Genomic DNA, 23,618 nt, shown 5'->3' with positions numbered 1-23,618 from the left:
CCAATCTCAGAAATCGGACAAAGTCACTCTGGTTCGTCCAAATCGGTGGGAGCGACCGCATCCGGGCCATCTTCGAGCAACCGCCGGAAGCCGTCTTCGTCGAGCACCGGCACACCCAATTCGACCGCCTTGTCGTGCTTGGAACCGGGCGCTTCACCGACGACGACAAACGCAGTCTTCTTCGAGACCGACCCTGCCGCCTTACCGCCGCGCACCAGAATCGCTTCCTTCGCCTGATCACGCGAGTAGGTCTCGAGCGAACCGGTGACGACGATCGAGAGGCCCTCGAGATTGCGCGGAATCGAATCGTCGCGTTCATCCTCCATGCGTACTCCGGCCGACGCCCACTTGTCGACGATCTGCTGATGCCAGTCGACGGAGAACCACTCCACGACGGCGGCGGCGATAGTCGATCCGACGCCGTCCACTGCAGCCAACTCGTCGACCGAGGCTTCCCGAATGCGTTGCAGCGAGCCGAATTCGCCGGCCAACGCCCTCGCGGCAGTGGGGCCGACGTGCCGAATCGACAGTGCCACAAGCACTCTCCACAGCGGCTTGTCCTTGGCCGAATCCAGGTTGGCCAGCAAGCGTTTTCCGTTGGCGGACAGGGATCCCGCATTGGTGCGGAAGATCGGAACTTCGATCAGTTTCTCGGCGTCGAGTGAGAAGAGATCGCCCTCGTCGCCGATGACCTTCGCCTCCAACAGCCCGGTCGCGGCCTCGTAACCGAGCACCTCGATGTCGAATGCACCGCGCCCCGAGACGTGGAACACGCGCTCGCGCAACTGCGCCGGGCAGTACTGCTGATTGGGGCATCGCACGTCGACGTCGCCCTCTTTCGCGGGTGCCAACAACGTGCCGCACTCGGGACAATGCGTCGGCATGACGAACTCGCGCTCGGTACCGTCACGAACGTCTGCCACGGGACCGAGAACCTCGGGGATGACGTCTCCGGCCTTGCGCAACACCACGGTGTCGCCGATCAGCACACCCTTGCGCTTGACCTCCGAGCCGTTGTGCAGCGTGGCCAAGGACACAGTGGAACCCGCCACCGTGACGGGTTCCATGTACGCGAACGGCGTCACACGACCCGTACGTCCGACACTGACCCGGATGTCGAGGAGCTTGGTCGTGACCTCTTCCGGCGGGTACTTGTATGCGATCGCCCACCGTGGTGCGCGCGACGTGGTGCCCAGACGTCGATGTAACGACATCTCGTCTACCTTGACCACCAATCCGTCGATCTCGTGCTCGACGTCGTGGCGGTGCTCTCCCCAGTACTTCATCTTCTCGACCACGGCGTCGGCGCCGACCACCCGTGAGGTGTGCGTGGACACCGGCAGACCCCAGGCGGCGAGGGCCACGTAGGCGTCGTACTGCGAGGCCGGCTCGAAACCTTCCATGCGCCCGAACCCGTGGCAGATCATTCCGAGGCGGCGACGCGCGGTGACGGCAGGATTCTTCTGACGCAGGGAGCCCGCCGCGGAGTTGCGCGGATTGGCGAACGGCGCCTTCCCCTCCTCCACCAGGGAGGCATTGAGTGCTGCGAAGTCCTCGAGGCGGAAGAACACCTCGCCACGCACCTCGAGCAGGCTCGGAATCGGGTACTCGTCCGTGGCGGTAAGGCGCTCCGGGATGTCGTTGATCGTCAGAGCGTTGAGCGTGACCAGCTCGCCCGTACGACCGTCACCGCGGGTTGCGGCACGAACGAGTTTGCCGTTCTCGTAGACGAGGTTGAGGGCGACACCATCGATTTTCACTTCACAGAGATAGTGCAGTTCCGGCCCGGTTTCCTGCTCTACCTTGGCGATCCATGCTCGGAGCTCCGACTCGTCGAAGACGTTGTCGAGGCTGAGCATCCGCTCGAGGTGGTCGACGGACGTGAAGTCCGTCGCGAATCCGCCACCGACGAGTTGCGTCGGAGAGTCGGGAGTTCGCAGATCCGGGTACTGCTCTTCGAGAGCATTGAGCTGCCCGAGCAATGTGTCGAATGCACCGTCCGAAATGACGGGCGCATCACGAACGTAGTAGCGGAACTGATGCTGGCGTACCTCTTCGGCCAGCTCCGTCCACTGCTCGCGCGCCTCGTTGGGCGCTGGCTGCATTGCATCCGCGGTTTCAGTCACAGCTAGAAGATTATCGGTTCACACCGACACACCACACGACTCCACATCGGAACGCACACACTAGAACGCCGACGGATCGTCCACCAATGCCTTGCCGACGTCTGTACACAGCCGAAGGGCGGCACGAGCCCAGTCGAGGTTCGCACCCGAAAGACCGCAACGCGGAGTGACCGCGACCTGGGTCTGCAGGAGTTCACGAGAGAAGCCGAGACGATCTACCAGTGTGACGGCGGGCATCGCACACTCTTTCCACGTCACCGGCTTTTCCGGCTCCACGGACGGAACCAGACCGAGCGCCAATTCCTTGCCGGCGTCGAACAACTGGCCGATACCGTCCAGATCGCGTGAGCCGATGAGCGACATGTCGAAGCTCACGCCGAACGCCTGGCTTCGCCTCAGTAGATCCCACGGCATGTCTGTGCCGCAACTGTGGACGATTGTGGGCAGTCCGCAACCGCTGATCGTCGAGTCGAGTACGGCGAGCGCCTCGGGTTCCGGCAGTGCCGGAACGCTCTCCATCTTGGTGCGCCCAGGCAGCGAACCGGCCAGAACTGCCGCGATCTGCGGCTCGTCCAACTGAATCACCACTGCGGCGCCGGTGCGGCGAGTGACCTCGGCCGCATGACGCGCGAGACCCTCACCGAGTGATTCTGCGACGTCGCGGAGCGCACCGCGGTCGACGAGAACTCGCGAACCGTTTGCGACTTCGATCTCGGCGCCGAGTGTCAGCGGGCCGGCGACTTGGAGCTTGACGACGTGGTCTTCGCCGACCAAGCGCGCTGACTCCCAGGCTTCCTCGAGCGCGTCGAGATCCTGATTCAGAAAGTCCTCGGCTCGCTTCGCGACATTGCCCCTCCGAGGCACGACTCGATAGGCACGGGTCGAGGCGTCGAGGTTGATATCGACCAGAATTGCCCCCGCCCGGCCGACCATGTCAGCGCCGAGTCCGCGGCTCGGCAACTCCACCAGATGCGGGAAACCACCCAGCTCGCCGAGGATGGTTGCGGCACTTTCGCGGGCATCCGTGCCCGGCCAGGATCCGATTCCGGTGACGAGACCACCGATGGAAACCTGCTGCGTCACAGTGTGTTCGGCTCGGATTCGGTACCCGAGATGGTGCCACTGCCGAGGACCTGGTCACCCAGTTCGCGGTCGGGGCGATACAACACGACGGCCTGTCCCTTTGCGACGCCGGTCAGTGGTTCGCGCAACGAGATCGAGATACCGCCGCTTGAAGTACCGTCGTCGACGGTCTCCGCAACAGCCTGCGCCAGTCCACCGTGCGCACGAACCTGCACCATGCATTCGACGGGGCCCTCCGGCGCCTGGCCCGAGGTCCAGATCGCACGCTGCGCCGAGATGGCCCAGACGTCGAGATTCTTGGCCGAACCCACTCGGACCGTTCCGGTTTCGGGCTCGATCGCGGTCACGTACCGCGGACGGCCGTCACCCGCCGGACCCTCGACGCCGAGGCCCTTGCGCTGTCCGATCGTGAAGCCGTGTACGCCGTCGTGTGCAGCGAGGACTTCACCCGAATCGGCGTCGACGACGCTTCCCGGACGAACGCCGATGCGCGCACCCAGGAATGCTCGTGTGTCGCCGGTCGGGATGAAGCAGATGTCGTGACTGTCAGGCTTGTTCGCCACAGCCAGACCGCGCTCGGCGGCTTCCTCGCGGATCTGTTCTTTCGGTGTGTCACCGATCGGGAACATCGCTCGCGAAAGCTGCTCGGCCGTCAGCACACCGAGGACATACGACTGGTCCTTGTCAGCGTCGACCGCCCGGCGCAGGACGCCGTCTTCGAGGCGCGCGTAGTGACCGGTCGCCACGGCGTCGAAGCCGAGAGCGACTGCACGGTCGGCGAGTGCGGTGAACTTGATCTTCTCGTTGCAGCGCAGGCACGGATTGGGGGTCTCACCCGCTGCGTACGACGCCACGAAGTCGTCGATCACGTCTTCCTTGAAGCGATCGGCGAAATCCCAGACGTAGAAGGGTATTCCGAGAACGTCGGCGGCGCGCCTGGCGTCGCCGGCATCTTCCTTCGAGCAGCATCCACGCGAACCCGTCCGCAATGCGCCCGGCGCCGTGGACAAAGCAAGATGAACGCCGACGACGTCGTGTCCGGCGGCGACAGCGCGGGCGGCGGCGACAGCGGAGTCGACACCTCCGCTCATGGCTGCGAGTACTCGCATCAGCGATCCCCTCCACGCGAACCGGCACCGGCAAGACCGGCGGCCCGAGCGCGCTCTACTACTTGTGGAAGCGCAGCGATGAGCGCGTCCACATCGGTGACACTCGACGTATGTCCGAGCGAAAATCTCAGTGAGCCACGCGCGACGGGCGATTCGACGCCCATCGCGATCAAGACATGGCTGGCTCTGGCCACACCGGCGGTGCAGGCCGAACCGGTGGAACATTCGATACCGGCGGCGTCGAGCAGCATCAGCAACGAATCGCCCTCGCAGCCGGGGAAGGTGAAGTGCGCGTTACCGGGAAGCCGATCGGATCCGGTCGGGCCGTTGAGCACCGACTCGGGAAGAATCTCCAGGACTCCGTCGATCAAACGGTCACGCAACTGCGCCAATTCCCTTGTGCTGGAATCGAAGTTCTCGACGTTTGCGCGCAGCGCCGCAGCCATCCCGACAACGCCCGCAGTATCCGGAGTGCCCGAACGCAGATCACGTTCGTGTCCGCCGCCGTGAAGGAGCGGCACACAGGGAACCTGGCGTCCGAGCAGAAGCGCGCCGACGCCGTGCGGACCACCGAACTTGTGTGCCGCGATGCTCAGCGCGGACAACTTGCTCGCCGCGAAATCGACCGGCAATTGCGCAACGGCCTGAACCGCGTCGCTGTGCATCGGAATCTCGAACTCAGCCGAAATCTCCGCCAACTCCACGATCGGCATGATGGAGCCGACCTCGTTGTTGGCCCACATCACCGTCACGAGTGCTACCTCGTCGGCGTGGACGGAAAGCTCGTCGCGCAAGGTCTGCGGGTCGACGACACCGTTCTCGTCGACCGGCAACCACGTCACGCGCGCGCCCTCGTGCTGCTCGAGCCACTCGACGGCGTCGAGCACCGCATGATGCTCGACGGAGCTGGCCAGGATGCGAGTGCGTCGCGGGTCTGCGTCACGGCGAGCCCAGTAGATGCCCTTGACCGCGAGATTGTCGCTCTCGGTGCCTCCGGAGGTGAAGATGACCTCCGACGGCCGCGCACCCAGGCTGGCGGCGATCGATTCCCGCGATTCCTCGACGCGGCGCCGGGCCGCACGGCCGGAGCCGTGCAGCGAGGACGCGTTGCCCACGGTTTTGAAGGTATCGGTCATCGCCTCGATAGCGGCTGCCGACATCGGAGTCGTGGCGGCATGATCGAGGTACACCGGAAATCCGGCGTGGGCACTGTGTGCAGGCAGAGTCATGGCTTGACAAGGATAGCCCAGCACGAGAGTTCGACCAGCCTCGCTCAGCAGGCTAAGCGCTCATCGCCGGGGAAGGATCGATTTGTCCCACGGCTTGTGTCACGAGTTCCGGTGCGGGGTCGAAGATGTCGTGAGCTGCCAGATCGATGATGTCGACGCCGCGTACGGCTCTCTCGCATCGCTGCGCGAGATCGGCTCGACACTCCCCTGCCTCCTCGAGCGGAGCCAGCCTGACCTTCACCTCGACGTTCTTCTGACGCAGGATCCGACGGATGGACTGACCGATCGTTTCGGTGCCGACAAAGCAGGGTCCGGTGCACAGGGAACCGTCGGCGTTCTCGTAGCGGATCGCCATCGGCTGAACCGGGCATTCGGCGTCGACGGCTGCTTGGAACATCGCCGGACGAAAACCGCCGTACGCCCGCCCGCACCAGGTCGTTCCCTCGGGGAACACCATCACCCGGACACCTCGCTGCAGGCGTTCGCGAACGACGTCGACGGTTCCGGGGAGTTCACGCAGGCGAGCGCGGTCGATGGGGACGACGCGCATCCGGCGCGCGAGACCGCCGAGCACTGCCCAGTCGAGCAGGTCGGCGCGGGCGACGAAGTTGGCCGGAGCAACGGCGCTCGCGACGAGGACATCGGTCCAGGACACGTGACCGGCGACAACCATGACCCCGTCAGGTTCCGCGCGCCCCAACCGCTGATCGTCGACCGTCAGCTTCATCCCCAGACAACGAAGCAACGCGCGCGAGTATCCGCGTTGCATCTCAGTACGCCAGGTGCGCGGGAGCAGCCAGCCGGCCGAAAGCACAGGCGCAGTCACCACTGCGGCACCGACCATGACCCCGCGGGCCATCACGGTGATACTCGACACACCGGGTGCGTCCGCGGGTAGGCATCCGTCGCCGCAGGGGCTCGTCGGCACCCAGTACGGCACCGCCGCGGTCATCAGCCGATCCCCGACTCGTGTGCGGCGGCCGCCGACCGCAGCCGTTCCAGATAGCGCTTGTTGGCGGAGTGAAGGCCTTGCAGCGCAACAAAATCGGCCACACCGAACTCGGGATCGTGAGCAGGTTCCCCGCAGATCATCGCGCCCATCCGCAAGTAACCACGGAGCAACGGTGGCATCGTCACGCGTTCCGGTGCGGCGATCTCGTCGAGCGTCAGACCCCCGAGGACCACCGGGTTTCGTGGGATCACCCGCCGCGACCCCGGACTGGCGTGCTTGTTCATCACGAAGTCACGGACGCCGCGGACATCGGCGCCGGCAATTGAATCGGGGCTCGGCAAGACGGGCACGGAGACGCAGCCCATCACCCACTCGTATCCGGTCAGTTCGAGATAATGCAGGATGCCCGACCACATCAGGCTCAGGACGGATCCGGTGCGGTGAGCGGGATCGACGCACGCGCGACCCATTTCGACGATCCGGTTCGCCACCGGATCGAGCGCGGAGATGTCGAATTCCGTTGCGGTGTAATACCCACCGGCCGCCGCAGCGGAATCCGGCGGCAGCATTCGGTAGCAGCCGACGTACTCCTCGGTGATGTTGTCGCGAACGAGTAGATGATCACAGAATTCGTCGAAGGCGTCGGCGTCGAGTTCGAAGACCCCGGCCGAGGCCGGGAGGGAGAAGCCTGGCTCGGAGGCGAACACTCGGAATCGAAGGCGCTGCGCAGCGACACGATGCTCGCGGTCGGAGGAGACGATCAGGGAATATCTCGGCTGGGCGACCTCACGGCCGAGATTGTCACTCGCGGAGCGAAGGACTGACGTAATTGTCATGCGCAAGGTTTATCGAGCGCGAACGGCGTCTCGGTATCGACGAAGTGACATGCCGATGCAGGCCGGGTGAATAAAGCACTGTGCGCCTTTATCAACCGCGGGGGGTTGATAAAGGCGCACAGCAGTTTGTGCTTTTCAGCCCTTGTGGGACTTCACAGCTTCGGTGAGCTGCGGTGCGACGTTGAACAGGTCGCCCACGATGCCGAAGTCGGCGATCTCGAAGATGGGTGCCTCTTCGTCCTTGTTGACCGCGACGATGGTCTTGGACGTCTGCATGCCGGCGCGGTGCTGGATGGCACCGGAAATGCCGAGCGCGATGTACAGCTGCGGGGAGACCGTCTTACCGGTCTGACCGACCTGGAACTGTCCGGGGTAGTAACCCGAGTCCACAGCGGCACGCGAAGCACCGACTGCAGCACCGAGGGAATCGGCCAGCTCTTCGACGACGGAGAACTTGTCCGCGCTGCCGACACCACGTCCACCGGAGACGACAACCGACGCCTCGGTGAGCTCCGGGCGGTCGCCGCCGACGATGGGCTCACGCGAGGTGACCTTGACGGCACTCTCGTCCTGAGCCGGAACCTCGACGGTGATCTGCTCGCCTGCGCCGGCCTGCGGAGCAGCCTCGACTGCGCCCGGACGAACCGAGTAGACCGGAACGTCGCCGTTGGCCTTGGCCTCGACGGTGAACGCGCCACCGAAGATGGAGTGGACGCCGGTGCCGTCAGCCTTGATCTCGATGACGTCGGTCAGCAATCCGGAGCCCAGACGTGCGGCCAGACGACCGGCAACCTCTTTGCCCTCGGTGCCGGCTGCGGTGATGACTGCTGCCGGGCTGGTGGACTCGACCAGAGCGGCGAGAACGTCGACCTTGGGGGTGACGAGGTAGCCGTCGATGTCGTCGGACTCGGCGACGTAGATCTTCTCGGCGCCGGCTGCTGCCAGAGCGTCGGCGAGCTTTGCTGCGGTGCCCGCGGGGCCGGCGACAACTGCCGACGGCTCACCGAGTGCGCGTGCAGCGGTGATGAGTTCGGTGCTGACCTTCTTCAGCGCACCCTCTGCGTGCTCTACGAGCACAAGTACTTCTGCCATGACTTAACTCTCCCTGAGTTCTTCTGCTGGATGTCTAGAAGGGCGCGATCAGATGACCTTGTTGCTGACGAGGTAAGCGGCAATCTTGGTGCCACCGTCTCCCTCGTCGACGATGCGCTCACCAGCGGTACGGGGGGGCTTGGGGGTGGAGGACGTCACGGTGGTGCCGGCGTTGGCAACTCCGACGGTCTCCGGGTCGACTCCGAGGTCGGCCAGCGTGTAGACGAGAACTTCCTTCTTCTTCGCGGCCATGATGCCCTTGAAGGACGGGAAGCGCGGCTCGTTGATCTTCTCGGTGACCGAGACGATCGCGGGCAGCGAAGCCTCGAGGCCGAAGACGCCCTCGTCGGTCTCGCGCTCACCGGTGATCTTGCCGTCGGCGACGACGACCTTGCGCAGCTGCGTGAGCTGCGGGATGCCCAGGTACTCGGCGATGATGGCCGGAACAGCGCCGACGCGGCCGTCGGTGGCCTCGTTGCCGGCGATGATCAGGTCGGCAGGCTCGTCGTTCTCGAAGGTGATCTGGCCGAGAGCAGCAGCGAGCGTCCATGCGGTCTGGATCGCGTCGGAGCCGTGCAGTGCCGGGTCGTTGATGTGGACGGCCTTGTCGGCGCCCATCGAGAGAGCCTTGCGGATAGCGTCGGTGGCGCGGTCGGGACCTGCGGACAGCACCGTTACCTCACCGCCCTGAGCTTCCTTGATGAGGAGTGCTTCCTCGACGGAGCGCTCGTTGATCTCGTCGAGGACTGCGTCGGCGGCTTCACGGTCAAGCGTGTAGTCGCCGTCGGTCAGTTTGCGCTCGGACCATGTGTCGGGGACCTGCTTGATCAAAACAACGATATTCGTCATGGGTCTTCGTCGACCTCCTGTGTGTAATTCACCTGATAAATCGTCTGTGGTGCTCGCGCAGTCCGAGCGTCCGAAAAGAGAGTCCGACAGGTCTCCCTACGGGCGAATTTCTCGGTTCACGTCGGCTGTGCGTTAGATTACCCCACGTTAAGTTACCGGTGGGTAACTTAACGTGGAACCTCGTCCACCATAACGGCACGAACAGGAATTGACAGCAGTGATCTGGACCACGGCGAACACGTTCTACTCGGATGGCACTAATCTCGCACGGGTGAGTGAAACGAGTGTCAGCAACCACGAGGACGCACCCCTGCCCTTGACGGGCGAACGAACCGTGCCAGGAATCCCCGAGGAGAACTACTGGTTCCGACGCCACGAAGTGGTGTACCGCGCACTTCTGGAGCGCTGCACGGACCGCCGAGTCCTCGAGGCCGGTTCCGGAGAAGGCTACGGCGCCAACATGATTGCGGACGTCGCAACGAAGGTTACCGGCCTCGACTACGACATCTCCGCGGTCGAGCACGTCCGTGCCCGCTACCCCCGCGTCGAGATGCTCCACGGCAACCTCGCCGAGCTTCCACTGGCGGACAACTCGGTTGACGTCGTCGTCAATTTCCAGGTGATCGAGCACCTGTGGGATCAGGGTCAGTTCCTACGCGAATGCTTCCGAGTTCTCGCTCCCGGCGGTGAACTTCTCATCAGCACCCCCAACCGGATCACCTTCTCCCCCGGCCGCGACACGCCGCTCAACCCTTTCCACACTCGTGAGCTCAACGCCTCCGAAATGACCGAATTGCTCGAAGACGCCGGATTCCGCGTTCAGTTGATGACCGGCGTCCACCACGGTTCGCGCCTGAAGGAACTCGACGCCAAGCACGGCGGATCGTTCATCAATGCGCAGATCGACCGCGCGTTGGCCGGCGAGCCCTGGCCGGAAGATCTCACCCGCGACGTCGAGGGCATCACCGTCGACGACTTCAGCATCAGCGAACCCGACATCGACGACAGCCTCGACCTCGTCGCTATTGCCGTGAAGGAAACCGGCGAGTGAGTAACGCAACACCCGTCACCGAACCGGGGATGTTCGCCCTGGTTCTGCACTCCCATCTGCCGTGGCTCGCCAACCACGGCAGATGGCCAGTCGGCGAGGAATGGATCTACCAGTCCTGGGCTGCGTCGTACATTCCGCTCGCCGCCGCGCTACGTCGCCTGGCCGACGAGGGCCGATCGCACCTGCTGACGCTGGGAATCACGCCGGTGCTCGCGGCCCAGTTGGACGATCCCCACTGCCTCGCCGGGATGCATCACTGGCTCGGCAACTGGCAAATCCGCGCCCACGAGGCTGCCGGCATGCCGGACGCGGCGCACCGCGAACTCGGCGCGCGCGAGCACCGGGCGTCAGCTGCCGCTCTCGCAGATTTCGAGACTCACTGGCAGCACGGCGCCTCACCGGTGTTCCGCGACCTCATCGATCGCGAGGCCTTCGAGCTTCTCGGCGGGCCGCTGGCCCACCCGTTCCAACCGCTGCTCGATCCTCGCTTGCGGGCGTTCTCCCTCCGCGAAGGTCTCGCCGACGCGCATGCCCGGTGGAGTCACACTCCGACCGGGATCTGGGGACCCGAGTGCGGGTACACCCCGGGCATGGAGCGCGGGTACGCCGAAGCGGGCGTCACCCACTTCATGGTCGACGGCCCCGCCTTGCGCGGCGACACATCCCTCGGCCGCCCGGTTCGAGAATCCGACGTGGTTGCATTCGGCCGCGACCTGCAGGTCAGCTACCGCGTCTGGTCCCCCAAGTCCGGATATCCGGGTCACGCCGCCTACCGCGACTTCCACACCTACGACCACGAGACGGGTCTCAAGCCGTCGCGGGTCACCGGACGGACCGTCGACTCCGCCGACAAGTTGCCGTACGACCCCGAACTCGCTGCGGCCGCCGTCGACAAGCATGTTGCCGACTTCGTCGAAACCGTTCGGGCGCGTCTGCGCAGTGAATCCACCCGCATCGGCCGCGACGCCCTGGTGGTCGCAGCTTTCGACACCGAACTGTTCGGGCACTGGTGGCACGAGGGTCCGCAGTGGCTCGAAAAACTCCTGCGCGCGCTTCCCGAGGCCGGAATTCGCGTCGGCACCCTCGCCGACGCCAAGGCATCGGGATACGTCGGCGAACCCGTTCAACTCGAGGATTCGTCCTGGGGATCGGGTAAGGACTGGCGTGTCTGGGCCGGCGATCAGGTGTCCGACCTGGTGCAACTGAACTCCGAGGTGGTCGATACCGCCCTCACCACCGTGGACAAGTCTCGCGGACGCGACAACGCACCTGGCCGACCGGAACTGCGAAACCGCGTCAACGATCAGATACTTCGCGAGACACTGATGACAGTTTCGAGCGATTGGGCATTCATGGTGAGCAAGGATTCGGCCGCGGGGTACGCCCGCGAACGTGCGCACAAGCACGCCCATGCGACCAGGGAAATCTCCGAAGCGCTGGTTTCCGGCCGCGATGCCGTCGCCGTGCGACTCGCCGAAGGCTGGAATCGCGCCGACGGGTTGTTCCCGGGACTGGATGCTCGCCGTCTACCTGACACTGAACTGGTGAACGGGAGCGCGTCGTGAAAATTCTCATCGTCTCGTGGGAGTACCCACCGGTCGTCGTCGGCGGGCTCGGTCGACACGTCCACCATCTCGCCACCGAATTGGCAGCGGCGGGCCACGAGGTCGTGGTGCTCTCACGCCGCCCCTCCGGCACGGATGCGTCGACGCACCCGACGATCACGCACATTTCCGAGGGCGTCCTTGTCGTCGCAGTGGCCGAGGACCCCGCGCACTTCGTCTTCGGCGAGGACATGCTCGCGTGGACCCTCGCGATGGGTCACGCGATGGTCCGGGCCGGGATGGCGCTGCACAAGCCAGGAGTGGGCGAGGGCTGGCAGCCCGACGTCGTGCACGCGCACGACTGGCTGGTCGCGCATCCGGCGATCGCCCTGGCCGAATTCTATGATGTCCCACTGGTTTCCACACTTCACGCCACCGAGGCGGGTCGCCACAGCGGCTGGATCTCCGGACGCATCAACCGCCAGGTCCACTCCGTCGAGTGGTGGCTGGCAAACGAATCCGACTCTCTCATAACCTGTTCGGCGTCCATGCAGGAAGAAGTGACCGAGCTCTACGGCCCGACGCTGCCGCCGATCACCGTCATCCGCAACGGAATCGACGTGACCACGTGGAACTTTCGCGAACGTGGACCGCGATCCGGACCGCCGAAACTCCTCTTCGTCGGCCGCCTGGAATACGAGAAGGGCGTGCAGGACGCCATCGCAGCACTCCCCCGAATCCGTCGTAGCCACCCCGGCACGACCCTCGCGATCGCGGGCGAAGGCACCCAGTTCACCTGGCTCTACCAACAGGCACGCACGCATCGCGTCGCGCGGGCGGTGGACTTTCTCGGCAACCTCGATCACACGGAACTGCTCAGCTGGCTGCACGGAGCGGACGCCATCGTCCTGCCGTCGCGCTACGAGCCGTTCGGGATCATCGCCCTCGAAGCGGCGGCGGCCGGCACTCCGCTGATCACGTCCACCGCAGGCGGACTGGGCGAAGCCGTCGTCGACGGGGTGACGGGGATGTCCTTCCAACCAGGCGACGTCGCCGGGCTCACCTCGGCTGTCCGCGAGGTACTCGACGATCCCGCCGGGGCACAGGAACGGGCAGTGGCCGCCCGCGCACGCCTGACATCGGACTTCGACTGGCATCAGGTCGCCGAGGAGACTGCTCACGTCTACGCGGGCGCGAAGCGTCGGGTGCGACAGCCGTTGGCCCGTCCGCAGATCCCCGAGCGTCCGCTGCCCGGTCGCTGAGCTCGCTTTGTGCTGATCTCAGGGGGTCGGGAGTGGCGCGGTGAAACGAGAACTCGCATCCCCGAGCAGATGGCCTGGTGGCAGCATCCGGCCGCACAGCACGAGCAGGAGATCCTGCGCCGCCCCGTGAACCTCGGCGCCGGCACCGTACGTCCAGTCTCGGTCGTCGGCGCGCAGCCGAGCGCCGTCGAGGTCAGTTCCGAAATACTTCACGGTTTTGGGCGAGAGTCCGCTGAGCACACGAGTGAGCCGGTCTTCGGGCACCACGTAATCGTCGCCGAGTGCCACGCGAATGTCCTGACCGTGGATCACGTCGTGCGAGAGCGCACCCTCGAAGCCGCCGCCTGGCGGCTTCCACGGGTGTGCGACGTTGTCGCGAAGCGAGGCAAGCAGTTGTTGCTCACCGACTTCCGACGCGTCGGCGAGCGCTCGCCGATTCGACATCTTGTTGAAGTTTCCGCGTGACTTGACCATTTCCACGACGAATCGCGGCGCCGAGTATCGGTAGGGCATGGTGATGTGCGCGATCACTTCGCGGACCCGCCACCCCTCGCACAGGGTCGGCGCGTTCCACTGCTCCGTGCTCAGGCCTTCGAGAAATCCCACCAGTTCGCGGCGCTGCGCCACGACCCATTCGGGTGTCTGTTCGCTCATGTCGGCACTCCTTTCACCGGCGCAGACTTTCGGCGCCGATACCGATACAGACCGGTGGCGGCGCCGAAAGTAATCGCTGGTTCTGCCAAAAAGTGAGCTACGACGTCGACGACGCGTCGGCAGCGTCCGCAGCAGCCTTCTTGCGTGCGATGTCCTCGAGCGCCGCGATGTACTTTGCACGATCGGCAGCGCCGGCTTCCCAATCGGACTTGCGGTTCTTGACCGCCTTCGCGGGCGAGCCGACCGCGATGCTGTAGTCCGGGATGTCGCCTTTGACGACGGCGTGCGCACCGAGGACACAACCGCGTCCGACGCGGGTATTTCGCAGCACGGTGACCTTCGCTGCCACCCACGTGTCCGGGCCGATACGGACGGGGCCCTTGACGATGCCCTGGTCCTTGATCGGTGTGTTGATGTCGTCCATGCGGTGGTCGAAGTCGCAGATGTAGCACCAGTCGGCTACGAGCGTCGACGCACCGATTTCGATGTCGAGGTACGTGTTGACGACGTTGTCCTTGCCGAAGACGACCTTGTCGCCGATGCGCAGCGAGCCTTCGTGGCAGCGGATCGCGTTGCCGTCACCGATGTGCACCCAGCGCCCGATCTCGAGGCGGGACAGGTCGGGGGTGGAATGGATTTCGACGTTCTTGCCGAGGAACACCATGCCGCGCAGGATCACGTGCGGGTTGGCCATCTTGAACTTGGCGAGACGGTAGTACCGCACCAGATACCAGGGTGTGTACGCCTTGTTCGCCAGAACCCATTTGAGGGAATCGACCGTCAAGAACTTGGCCTGATCGGTGTCGCCTCGGCGTGATCCCCGCCATCGAGTGCGCAACGGTGCGCCCCACATGCTCGTCATGAGTGTTCAGCCTACGTGGGGCCGACTCACCGACCCTCGGGGTGTGCCCCGTCACGTTGCCCCGGTCGGGATAGTCTCTGGTCCGGGCTTGTGCAGTTACCGAGGGCTCTTGATCAAGTGAAGGCAGGGAGATTGTGATGCGGCGGGTCCTACGGTCGTCCGTGATGGTGTCGACGGCGATCGCTGCGGCCCTGATCGCCGGTTGCGGCAGCGACGACGGACGGGTGGACCGGTACGCGTCGGCGGGTTGGCCGGCCATGCATGCCGACGCCCGCAACAGCGACACGAGCCCGGTCACCGGATCACGCAATGTCGAGTTCGCATGGTCACGCCCTCTCGGCGGTCCGGTTGCCGCGTACGCCTCGGTGGCCGCGAACGGCCAGAGCTTCGTCACCGCCCGCACCGAGAACGGCTGCAATCTCTTCTCGTTCCAGATGGATTCGGGTCGCAAGAAGTGGTGCGCTCGACTCAACGACGGAGTAGTCGCCTCGACGCCCATCGTCGACACTGCCACCAATGTCTACGTCGGCGAGAGCGGCGCGATGATGTCCTTCACCGAGACTGGTCAATTGCGTTGGCGCACGCTCGTTGTGGGCACTCCTCTCTCGTCACAGTTCACCGGCGACGGAAACCTGTTGTTCATCACCCAATTGGGTCAGATCAACGTGCTCAACCCGCAGACCGGCGCAAAAGTGGTTCCGTCGTTCGACCTGATCCCGCCGCCGTCGATCGACCAGGGCGCGAATGCAGAACTCATTCCCGACAACAAGGGTTTGAACGAGTGCTTCCTCGGCACGTCCGGCTGCCCGGTGGCCAATACCCCGGCAGTGGACCTGGGCACCGGCAAGTTCTACTTCACCTTCTACGGACCCAGTTCTCAGGCAGCCGATCTGGTCGCCATGAAGTACACGGGCGGCGACAATCCGTCCATCACCCGCGAGTGGTCCACCGACGCGCTTCCCGGTGGAACGGCGTCGAGCCCGGACCTGTCGAAGGACGGCAAGACCGTCTACGCCACCGACAACAACGGATCTCTCTGGGCAGTGAACGCTGAAACCGGTGACACCAGGTGGAGTTACGACATCGGCTTCAACTCGGCCGGTAGTGCCTCGACGTCCGACGACGGTTTGATCATTCCCGCCGGCGGCGACAAGGGCCACCTCCTTGCCGTGCGCGACGAGGGAGATCACGCCGAACTGGCCTGGGAACGTAAAGACCTTCTGCAACTGGGCGTTCCGGCGCAGACCGCCGGCAACACCGGATACACCGTCGTACGCGAGGGTGAGAACGGACTGAGCCTGATCACCTTCGACACCGAAACCGGTGAGACGGTGGATCAGGACACGTTGCCGGGAGCAGTCGGCTTCACCGTCGGCACCTCGATCGGCCCCAAGGGCGAAGTGTTGACGCCCAGCGCAATCGGTGAGCTGTTCGTCTTCAAGTGAGCTAGCGGGATGCCTCACAGATGAAGGCCGACGCCGATCGCCCGATCCGTACGATCACGACGCTCAGCGCAAGCGAGCCCTTGAGCTTGAGCCGTGGACGCAGCACTGCCGGGTCCACGTCGACTCCTCGCACCAGGATTTCGGCCACACCGCAGTCCCGCTTGGACAGTGTCTGTTTGAGCAGTTTCTCGGAGTACTTGATCTGCTCGAGGATCCGGAATCCGCGAACTCCCTCAGGGACGCTGTCACCGGTCAGATAAGCGATGCGTGGATCGAGCTGCCAGAGGCCATGTCTGGCCGCGTAGTGGCGCACGAGGCCCGCGCGCACTACCGCTCCGTCCGGGTCGATGATCCACTCCCCCGGCGCTTGCTCCGGAATCACGTCGTCCTCGGCGTCGGTGATCGCCCACCCGCTCCCGTCGGAGCGAAGCACCGAAGCTCGACGCGTGACGCCGGACTCGGCCAGCCCCGTCGACCACAGGCAGGCTTCCTTGACGCCGCCGTCGAGCGAGACGACCTCGACTTCCCCGTCCCAGCCCAGATTGTCGAAATCGAGTCCGGGAGCACACTTCACCGCGAGATCACGGCCGGAGTACGCCTCTATGAGGTCCGGTAGAGGTGGCATCAACGCTGCCGGATCGTGAGTGCGGCGACCGCCCGATCGCCGTGCGGGGTCTGCCAGTACGACGGTGTCGCGTGTCGTCGGGCGGAGCGCGTCGGCCCGCAGCAACGCTGCGCTCGGCACATTGCGCTGTGCCATCGCCAGGCGAACGGAATCGATGTCGCTGCCGATCACGCGATGCGCAACTCCGGTCAAGGCATGCAGTTCGGCGCCGATGGAGCACGTCACGTCGTGGACGTCGCGCCCGATCAGACGCTGCGCGCGGTGGGCCGCGACAACGCCGGGAGTGGCTTGTTGCATCGCGTCGTCCGTGAACAACCATTGCTCACTGCCCGGCAGTTTGGCGGCGGCTTTACGTCGAAGCAGGACGGTGTCCACGAGCGCAGGCATGTGATCACCGAAACGCGTACGCGCCCGGCCGATGTCGGCCAGACGCGTACGCGTGGACAGTTCGAGCTGATCCACCTCGGCCAAGGCAGCTACGCCGGAATCACTTCCGAGATAGTCGACGTCGCCGAGGGTGAAGTCATAACCCAATTCAGTTGCCGGGCTTCACGCCGGTGATCATGACGTTGTAGAAGAATCCGCGAGGAACGACGTGGCGGAGCACCTTCTCGTCGACCCAGCTGAGTGTCTTCCAACCACCGAAAGCGAAACGCCCCCAGCCCCAACCGAGCTTCTCCGGCGGAACAGCCGCTTCGAAGGTACGGACAGGCCAGCCGAGAAGCGCCGCGGCGAATTCCTCGGTGGCAGCGTGGACCTGATCGGCGCCCGCAGACTTCGCCATGTTCTCGAGGTCGGTGGGGTCGAACGTGTGGATGTCGACGACAGCTTCGAGAGCTGCTGCACGAGAAGACTCGTCGAGTTCCTCTTGCGGACGACGCCAGTCTGCGAGGAACGGCAGCTTGGTCACGCGTGTGGTTGCTTCCCACGTCGCGCGGCCGAGCCAGCGGGCGTAGAAGTTGCCGACAGTGGTGGGCTCACCGGCGAAGACGAAACGTCCGCCGGGCTTGAGGACACGAAGGACCTCACGGAGCGACTTCTCGACGTCCGGAATGTGGTGCAGCACGGCGTGGCCGACCACCAGGTCGAAGGTGTTGTCCTCGTACGGAATGGTCTCGGCATCGGCAACACGGCCGTCGACCGGAAGGCCGAGGCTTTCGGCATTGCGCAGTGCGACCTTGACCATACCGGGCGAGAGGTCGGTGACCGAACCGGTCTTGGCGACTCCACCCTGCATCAGGTTCAGGAGGAAGAATCCGGTGCCGCAACCGAGTTCGAGCGCGCGCTCGTACGGGAGCGGCTGATCGCCCGCGACGGCGTCGAAACGACCACGTGCGTAGTCGATGCAGCGCTCGTCGTACGAGATGGACCACTTGTCGTCGTAGGTTTCGGCTTCCCAGTCGTGGTAGAGCACCTGGGCGAGCTTGGTGTCCTTACGAGCGGCCTCGACCTCTTCGGCCGTGGCGTGCGGCCGCGGCGCGGGGTCGACTACCGAGGTGTCGGTAGCGGCGGGCGGCGTGACGGTTGCGTCGTCATTCGGGCTGGCTGTCATGGCGGCTATCCTACTCGCTGGTAAGAGATGAACAAGTTCTAGTTTAGGGGAGCCTACTCGCCCGTGAACTCGGCCTTGCCCGGACCGTTCGCGATGAACGACTCCATGCCGATCGCCTGATCCTTGGTCGCGAACAATCCGGCGAACAGATGCTGCTCGATCTTGAGCCCGGATTCCAGGTCGGTGTTCAGACCCTCGTCGATGGCTGCCTTGGCAGCAGCCAACGCACGTGACGCTCCCCCGACGAACTGCGAGGCCCATGTCCGGGCCGCGGTGTACACGTCGTCGGGAGCGACGACCTCGTCGACCAAACCGATGGCCAACGCCTCGTCAGCCCCGACGAAACGGCCGGTGAAGACCAGATCCTTGGCCTTGGCCGGACCGATCAGACGAGCCAGACGCTGCGTTCCGCCGCCACCGGGAATGATTCCGAGCAGAATCTCCGGAACTCCGAGCTTGGCGTTGTCTCCGACGATCCGGCGATCGGCCGAGAGTGCAACTTCGAGTCCACCACCGAGTGCGTATCCGGTGATCGCGGCAACGGTCGGCTTCGGGATGGACGCCACGGCGCCGAGCCCGGCCTGCATGCCACCGATCGCGTCACGGATCTGGCCGTAATCCATCTCGGCCATTTCCTTGACGTCGGCACCGGCTGCGAAGACTTTCTCGCCGCCGTAGACGATGACGGCCTTGACTGCCTTGTCGACGGTCGCAGCGTGTGCGGCAGCAGCCAACTCGTCCTGAACCTGACGGTTCAGAGCGTTCATGGGCGGACGCGCCAGACGGATGGTGCCGATGCCTTCGGAAACCTCGAGAGTCACAAATTCAGCCATGGTCGAGAGGTTACTTTGCCGCCTTGACCGACCACGGATGCGGCCCGGCGACGTAGTAACCGTCCTGGTTCGGGAACTCGACGCGCAGCGTTTCCTCGTCGGTGATCAACGTAGGCAGGATGACGGGAATCACCGGCTCGGCTGCGAGTATCTCCGCCACCGAACTGAACTTGGCCAATTCGGTCAGCTGACTCCACGTCGGCGGCAACAGGATGCTGCCACCCTCCCGCCAGTGCGCCAGCGCGTCCTGCGGGCTCTGCCAACGAACCTCGGCGGCCTCGGAGGTGACGCCGTCCGCGATCTGTCCGGTCGGTGACGCTGCGACGAAGAAGCGCGTGTCGTAGCGGCGGGTCTCGCCCACCGGCGTGATCCAGTTCGCCCACGGCCGCAGCAGATCCGTTCGCAGGACCAGGTTCTCCTTCTTCAGGAAATCGCTGAACGACAGCTCGTGCTTTTCGAGAGCTACTCGGTCCTGTGCATAGCCGGCCGTGTCCGCGACGACCGTGTCAGCCGTGGGGCCGGCCAGCAGGACACCGCACTCCTCGAAAGTTTCCCGCACCGCAGCCAAGACGAGAGCCTTCGCCCGAGCAACATCCGTGCTGAACCGCTCGGCCCACCACTCGACCGACGGCCCGGCCCACTCGACCTCGGCCGTCGCATCGGACTTGTCGACGCCGCCTCCGGGGAAGACCGTCATGCCCCCGGCAAACGCCATCCCCTGTACTCGTTGAAGCAGGAAGATCTCGATACCGGATTCGGCATCGCGCACCAAGATGACGGTCGACGCATCCTTGGGCTCGGGGACAGCGTTTGCATTCTCGTTAGCCATGCTTCGCGAACCTACGCGATCTGTGATCTGGGCCGCATTTCAGGTCCCACTGAAGCTCACGCGCGATGAGCTCCGGACGGTCTCGCGCGGCGCGCGAAGTATCGGCCGTCCGCCTTGTCGAGGCTGATGGACTGGCTGAATGCCGCGCTCAGATTTTCGGCGGTGATGACGTCGTCCAGAAGCCCCTGGGAGACGACCTCCCCTTCCTTGAGAAGGAGTGCGTGGGTGAATCCCGGCGGGATTTCCTCGACGTGATGGGTGATCAGAACGGTAGCCGGGGCGTCCGGATCGGCAGCCAGTTCGGCGAGTCTAGCCACAAGTTCCTCACGTCCACCGAGATCGAGCCCGGCGGCGGGCTCGTCCAGGAGAAGAAGTTCGGGATCGGTCATCAAGGCTCGCGCGATGAGGACGCGCTTGCGCTCGCCTTCGGAAAGCGTCCCGTACGTCCGATCCGCCAGGTGCTCGGCGCCGAGGCTTTCGAGCATCTCCACAGCGCGCGAGGTGTCCATGGATTCGTACTCCTCGCGCCACCGACCGAGAACGGCATAGCCCGCCGACACGACGAGGTCGCTGACCTTCTCGTCGCCGGGCACGCGGTTCGCCAACGACGACGAGGACAAACCGATTCGCGGGCGCAACTCGTTGACGTCGACCTTGCCGAGAACTTCGCCAAGGAGGTGGGCAGAACCACTGGTCGGGAAAGTCTCACCGGCCGCGATACGCAGCAGCGAGGTCTTGCCGGCACCGTTGGGTCCGAGCACCACCCATCGCTCGTCCAGCTCCACTTTCCAGGTGACGGGCCCCACGAGAGTGGACCCTCCCCGACGGATGAGTACGTTGTCGAAATCGATGAGCAGATCTGGATCAGGTAGCGGCACCCGAACATCTTCCCGCACATTCTCCGGCCGTTCACGGCAGGATCATCTTGCGTGTCGCCTCTCATCGAAACTCACACCCCGACGCCCGGGTCTCCGTTCCCACTCGGCGCCCACATCGTGGACTCCGGAACCCAGTTCGCGGTCCACGCCCCAGCTGCGTCGAGCGTCCAGATCTGCCTGATCGACCAGGACGGAAACGAAGATCGCGTCGAACTTCGGCAACACACGTACGGAATCTGGCACGGAATCATCTCCGGGATCGGTGCGGGGCAGCGTTACGGAATTCGGGCGTCCGGCCCGTGGAATCCGCGCGCCGGGCTGAGACTTAATCCACACAAGCTGCTCGTCGATCCGTGGGCGCGCCGCATCGAGGGGGATCTCGGTGATCACCGTGCCCTCCTGTCGTACGCCGACGATCCCTTCGGCGACCCGTCGACGGTCGACTCGCTCGGCCACGTGCCGCTGTCCGTGGTGACTCCCGGCCTCGCGCCCGCCGGAGCCCGCCTCGAGACGCCGTGGGAGGAAAGCGTCATCTACGAACTGCATGTGGGCGCGTACACCGCCAGTCATCCAGGAGTACCCGCCGCCCACCGCGGAACGTACCTCGGCCTGACGGCACCGGCCGTGATCGATCACCTCGTCTCACTCGGCGTCACTGCCGTGGAACTGCTTCCCGTACAGGCGTTTCTGACCGAACAGAGCGTCCGCGAGCGAGGGATGCGCAACCACTGGGGATACTCGACGGCGTCGTACTTCGCCCCGCATCCCGGATACGCGGCAACTCCGGGCGGCGAAGTCACCGAGTTCCGGATCATGGTCGACGCACTACACGCGGCAGGCATCGAGGTCGTCCTCGACGTCGTCTACAACCACACCTGCGAGCAGAGTGTCGACGGAATCAGTGTCAGCTGGCGAGGTTTGGACGGCCCCGGCTATTACCTTCTCGACGGCGACGGCCGCGACATCGACCTGACCGGGTGCGGCAACACGGTCGACGCCTGCTCCCCCATCGCCGTCCGCATGATCACCGACAGCCTCCGTTACTGGGCCACCGAAATGGGTGTCGACGGCTTCCGATTCGATCTTGCGAGCGCGTTGGGTAGGCCGCGCGGCGGAGGCTTCGACCAGCGGGCGTCCATCCTGTCCGCCATCTCCTCCGATCCGGTACTGACTCGGTGCAAGCTCATCGCCGAACCGTGGGATGCGACGGCCGACGGTTACCAGGTCGGAAACTTCGGACTCCAGTGGTCCGAATGGAACGACAAGTACCGCAGCACCATTCGCCAGTTCTGGAACGGCGGATCCAGCGTCCGGAAGGTCGCGTCGCGCCTCGCCGGTTCCGAGGACATCTTTGCCGGCAGCGGCCGTCGCCCCTGGGCGTCGATCAACTTCGTCACAGCGCACGACGGGTTCACCGCCGCCGATCTGGTCGCGTACAACCACAAGCACAACGAAGCCAACGGTGAAGACAATCGTGACGGCGCCGATCACAACGATTCGTTCAACCACGGAATCGAAGGCCCGAGCACCGATCCCGAGATTCAGGACGCCAGGGCACGTCATGTACGGGCGCTACTGGCCACGCTCGTGCTGTCGACAGGCACACCGATGCTCACCGCCGGAGACGAGTTCGGCCACAGTCTCGGCGGAAACAACAACGCGTATTGTGTTCCCACACTTGCCTCCCCAGCCGATTCGTGGGCCCTGGACTGGACGGCGGCCGATCAGTCGTTGGTGCAGTTCGTCTCCCGAGCGTTCGGATTACGCCGAACGGCACCGGCGTTGCGTCAGCCCGAATTCTTCGAAGGCAGAAGAAGACTGGAGCACCCGGACCTCGTCTGGTTCGACGCTGCCGGCGTCGAGTTCGACGACACCGCATGGTACGACGAGAGTCACCGAACGCTGCAGGCCTGGATCGACGGAGCCGACGTTCGGTCTCACACTCGAACCGGGCGCCCACTCGGTGACGACAGTTGGCTCCTGATCCTGCATTCCGGTGGACCGGTTCAGGTCACCGTCGGCACTCCGGAATGGTTCGACGGCACCTTGACTGCATCGTTCGATTCGGCGTCACCCACCGGAGAACCTGCCTCCACGGCCGAAGTTCCCGTCGGCACCGAGATTTCGCTGACCGGCCCCACGGTCTTGGCCTTACGTTCCGTGACACGTCCTCCGGTCACCGCTGCTGTCATGGAATCCGGCAGCACCTTGATGAGGAATTGAATGGTCGGTCCGATCCCGAAGGCGTACAACACTGTTCCGACGCCGACGGTTCCACCGAGGAGCCATCCGGTCGTGAGGACCGCGATCTCGATGCTGGTACGCACGAGCCTGACCGACAGACCTGTGCGAGCGACCAGTCCGGTCATCAATCCGTCGCGGGGGCCCGGCCCCATGCCCGCGCCGATGTAGAGAACGCTGGCCAGTCCGTTGAGGAGGATTCCCGCGACCATGATCATGGCTCGAACTGGCATGGAATCAAAGACCGGCAAGAAGGCCAGTGAGGTATCCACCGAGATGGCAATTACAACGACATTGGCGACCGTTCCGAATCCCGGCCGCTGACGGATCGGAATCCAGAGCAGCAGTACCACCGCACCGGTAATCGCAGTGATCACGCCGAAACTGAGCGAAACATGCTCGGCCACGCCCTGATGGAACACATCCCAGGGATCCAGACCAAGACCGGCTGTGATCATCATGGCCATCGAGAAGCCGTACAACCACAGACCAACGAACAGCGAGGCGAATCTCCGTATCAACACCCGACCATCTTGATGGCCACTGGACTGTTCATCCATAGCCAA

At 64.6% G+C, this 23,618-nt stretch carries 20 protein-coding genes and 1 pseudogene; 5 read left to right on the top strand and 16 right to left on the bottom strand.

Features of this window, described 5'->3' with window-relative positions:
• Positions 1 to 23 precede the first annotated feature (23 nt).
• The 8 genes from ligA to AC1Q6C_RS22315 all read right to left on the bottom strand — a co-directional run bounded on the left by ligA (position 24) and on the right by AC1Q6C_RS22315 (position 9,276).
• Positions 24 to 2,105 (bottom strand): NAD-dependent DNA ligase LigA, encoded by a 2,082-nt coding sequence (gene ligA, locus AC1Q6C_RS22350; protein WP_007729389.1) that lies wholly within the window; start codon positions 2,103 to 2,105, stop codon positions 24 to 26.
• A gap of 81 nt (positions 2,106 to 2,186) precedes the next feature.
• Positions 2,187 to 3,209 carry a uroporphyrinogen decarboxylase/cobalamine-independent methonine synthase family protein gene (locus AC1Q6C_RS22345; RefSeq protein ID WP_054828364.1) on the bottom strand — a complete coding sequence of 341 codons (1,023 nt, stop codon included), beginning with the start codon at positions 3,207 to 3,209 and terminating at the stop codon, positions 2,187 to 2,189.
• Complete coding sequence (gene mnmA, locus AC1Q6C_RS22340; RefSeq protein WP_230359747.1) at positions 3,206 to 4,318, bottom strand: tRNA 2-thiouridine(34) synthase MnmA; 1,113 nt, start codon at positions 4,316 to 4,318, stop codon at positions 3,206 to 3,208. The genes AC1Q6C_RS22345 and mnmA overlap by 4 nt, the downstream gene beginning before the upstream one ends.
• Positions 4,318 to 5,547 (bottom strand): cysteine desulfurase family protein, encoded by a 1,230-nt coding sequence (locus tag AC1Q6C_RS22335; protein ID WP_019747909.1) that lies wholly within the window; start codon positions 5,545 to 5,547, stop codon positions 4,318 to 4,320. The genes mnmA and AC1Q6C_RS22335 overlap by 1 nt, the downstream gene beginning before the upstream one ends.
• Positions 5,548 to 5,599: 52 nt before the next feature.
• Positions 5,600 to 6,499, bottom strand: a complete 900-nt coding sequence (locus AC1Q6C_RS22330; protein WP_230359746.1) for a lysophospholipid acyltransferase family protein — start codon at positions 6,497 to 6,499, stop codon at positions 5,600 to 5,602.
• Complete coding sequence (locus tag AC1Q6C_RS22325; protein WP_230359745.1) at positions 6,499 to 7,335, bottom strand: GNAT family N-acetyltransferase; 837 nt, start codon at positions 7,333 to 7,335, stop codon at positions 6,499 to 6,501. The genes AC1Q6C_RS22330 and AC1Q6C_RS22325 overlap by 1 nt, the downstream gene beginning before the upstream one ends.
• Before the next feature lie 135 nt (positions 7,336 to 7,470).
• The gene (locus tag AC1Q6C_RS22320) at positions 7,471 to 8,427 is read right to left on the bottom strand and encodes an electron transfer flavoprotein subunit alpha/FixB family protein (protein WP_003944698.1); all 957 of its coding nucleotides are present in this window, start codon (positions 8,425 to 8,427) and stop codon (positions 7,471 to 7,473) included.
• A gap of 48 nt (positions 8,428 to 8,475) precedes the next feature.
• Positions 8,476 to 9,276 (bottom strand): electron transfer flavoprotein subunit beta/FixA family protein, encoded by an 801-nt coding sequence (locus AC1Q6C_RS22315; protein WP_003944754.1) that lies wholly within the window; start codon positions 9,274 to 9,276, stop codon positions 8,476 to 8,478.
• A 271-nt stretch (positions 9,277 to 9,547) separates the two neighbouring features.
• Between AC1Q6C_RS22315 and AC1Q6C_RS22310 the strand changes: the two genes are divergently transcribed.
• From AC1Q6C_RS22310 to AC1Q6C_RS22300, 3 genes are read left to right on the top strand one after another with little or no spacing between them, the layout of a single operon-like run.
• Positions 9,548 to 10,327 carry a class I SAM-dependent methyltransferase gene (locus AC1Q6C_RS22310; RefSeq protein WP_042451468.1) on the top strand — a complete coding sequence of 260 codons (780 nt, stop codon included), beginning with the start codon at positions 9,548 to 9,550 and terminating at the stop codon, positions 10,325 to 10,327.
• 29 nt (positions 10,328 to 10,356) lie between these two features.
• The gene (locus AC1Q6C_RS22305; protein ID WP_230359901.1) at positions 10,357 to 11,892 is read left to right on the top strand and encodes a 1,4-alpha-glucan branching protein domain-containing protein; all 1,536 of its coding nucleotides are present in this window, start codon (positions 10,357 to 10,359) and stop codon (positions 11,890 to 11,892) included.
• Positions 11,889 to 13,133: a glycosyltransferase family 4 protein gene (locus AC1Q6C_RS22300; RefSeq protein ID WP_047271258.1), complete on the top strand. Its 1,245-nt coding sequence runs from the start codon at positions 11,889 to 11,891 to the stop codon at positions 13,131 to 13,133. Before AC1Q6C_RS22305 ends, AC1Q6C_RS22300 begins: the two co-directional genes overlap by 4 nt.
• A gap of 18 nt (positions 13,134 to 13,151) precedes the next feature.
• Here the strand turns inward: AC1Q6C_RS22300 and AC1Q6C_RS22295 are convergent, their stop codons facing one another.
• Both AC1Q6C_RS22295 and AC1Q6C_RS22290 read right to left on the bottom strand, forming a co-directional pair.
• Positions 13,152 to 13,787, bottom strand: coding sequence for a maleylpyruvate isomerase family mycothiol-dependent enzyme (locus AC1Q6C_RS22295; protein WP_054782442.1), 636 nt, complete (start codon positions 13,785 to 13,787; stop codon positions 13,152 to 13,154).
• Positions 13,788 to 13,884: 97 nt separating this feature from the next.
• Positions 13,885 to 14,649, bottom strand: a complete 765-nt coding sequence (locus AC1Q6C_RS22290; protein ID WP_054187773.1) for an acyltransferase — start codon at positions 14,647 to 14,649, stop codon at positions 13,885 to 13,887.
• A 137-nt stretch (positions 14,650 to 14,786) separates the two neighbouring features.
• Here AC1Q6C_RS22290 and AC1Q6C_RS22285 point away from each other — a divergent pair, with 137 nt between their 5' ends.
• Positions 14,787 to 16,094 carry an outer membrane protein assembly factor BamB family protein gene (locus AC1Q6C_RS22285; protein ID WP_210378326.1) on the top strand — a complete coding sequence of 436 codons (1,308 nt, stop codon included), beginning with the start codon at positions 14,787 to 14,789 and terminating at the stop codon, positions 16,092 to 16,094.
• A gap of 1 nt (position 16,095) precedes the next feature.
• On the opposite strand, the gene AC1Q6C_RS22280 is transcribed toward AC1Q6C_RS22285, so the two are convergent.
• From AC1Q6C_RS22280 to AC1Q6C_RS22260, 5 genes are read right to left on the bottom strand one after another with little or no spacing between them, the layout of a single operon-like run.
• Entirely contained in the window at positions 16,096 to 17,253 is a 1,158-nt protein-coding gene (locus AC1Q6C_RS22280) for a THUMP-like domain-containing protein (RefSeq protein ID WP_058226345.1), read from the bottom strand.
• 1 nt (position 17,254) lies between these two features.
• Complete coding sequence (locus AC1Q6C_RS22275; RefSeq protein WP_003944733.1) at positions 17,255 to 18,271, bottom strand: class I SAM-dependent methyltransferase; 1,017 nt, start codon at positions 18,269 to 18,271, stop codon at positions 17,255 to 17,257.
• Between the two features lie 53 nt (positions 18,272 to 18,324).
• Complete coding sequence (locus AC1Q6C_RS22270; RefSeq protein ID WP_003944701.1) at positions 18,325 to 19,104, bottom strand: enoyl-CoA hydratase/isomerase family protein; 780 nt, start codon at positions 19,102 to 19,104, stop codon at positions 18,325 to 18,327.
• A 10-nt stretch (positions 19,105 to 19,114) separates the two neighbouring features.
• The gene (locus AC1Q6C_RS22265) at positions 19,115 to 19,933 is read right to left on the bottom strand and encodes an NUDIX hydrolase (RefSeq protein WP_065352360.1); all 819 of its coding nucleotides are present in this window, start codon (positions 19,931 to 19,933) and stop codon (positions 19,115 to 19,117) included.
• Between the two features lie 56 nt (positions 19,934 to 19,989).
• Positions 19,990 to 20,811, bottom strand: coding sequence for an ABC transporter ATP-binding protein (locus AC1Q6C_RS22260; protein WP_003944728.1), 822 nt, complete (start codon positions 20,809 to 20,811; stop codon positions 19,990 to 19,992).
• 51 nt (positions 20,812 to 20,862) lie between these two features.
• Here AC1Q6C_RS22260 and glgX point away from each other — a divergent pair.
• Positions 20,863 to 22,905 (top strand): annotated as a pseudogene (gene glgX, locus AC1Q6C_RS22255) (glycogen debranching protein GlgX); the annotation flags it as partial.
• Here glgX and yczE read toward each other — a convergent pair.
• Complete coding sequence (gene yczE, locus AC1Q6C_RS22250; RefSeq protein ID WP_251014174.1) at positions 22,818 to 23,612, bottom strand: membrane protein YczE; 795 nt, start codon at positions 23,610 to 23,612, stop codon at positions 22,818 to 22,820. The pseudogene glgX and the gene yczE overlap by 88 nt on opposite strands.
• Positions 23,613 to 23,618: the final 6 nt, after the last annotated feature.

The organism is Rhodococcus sp. MT28, assembly GCF_058792695.1.
This window is presented reverse-complemented; position numbering and strand designations above follow the sequence as displayed.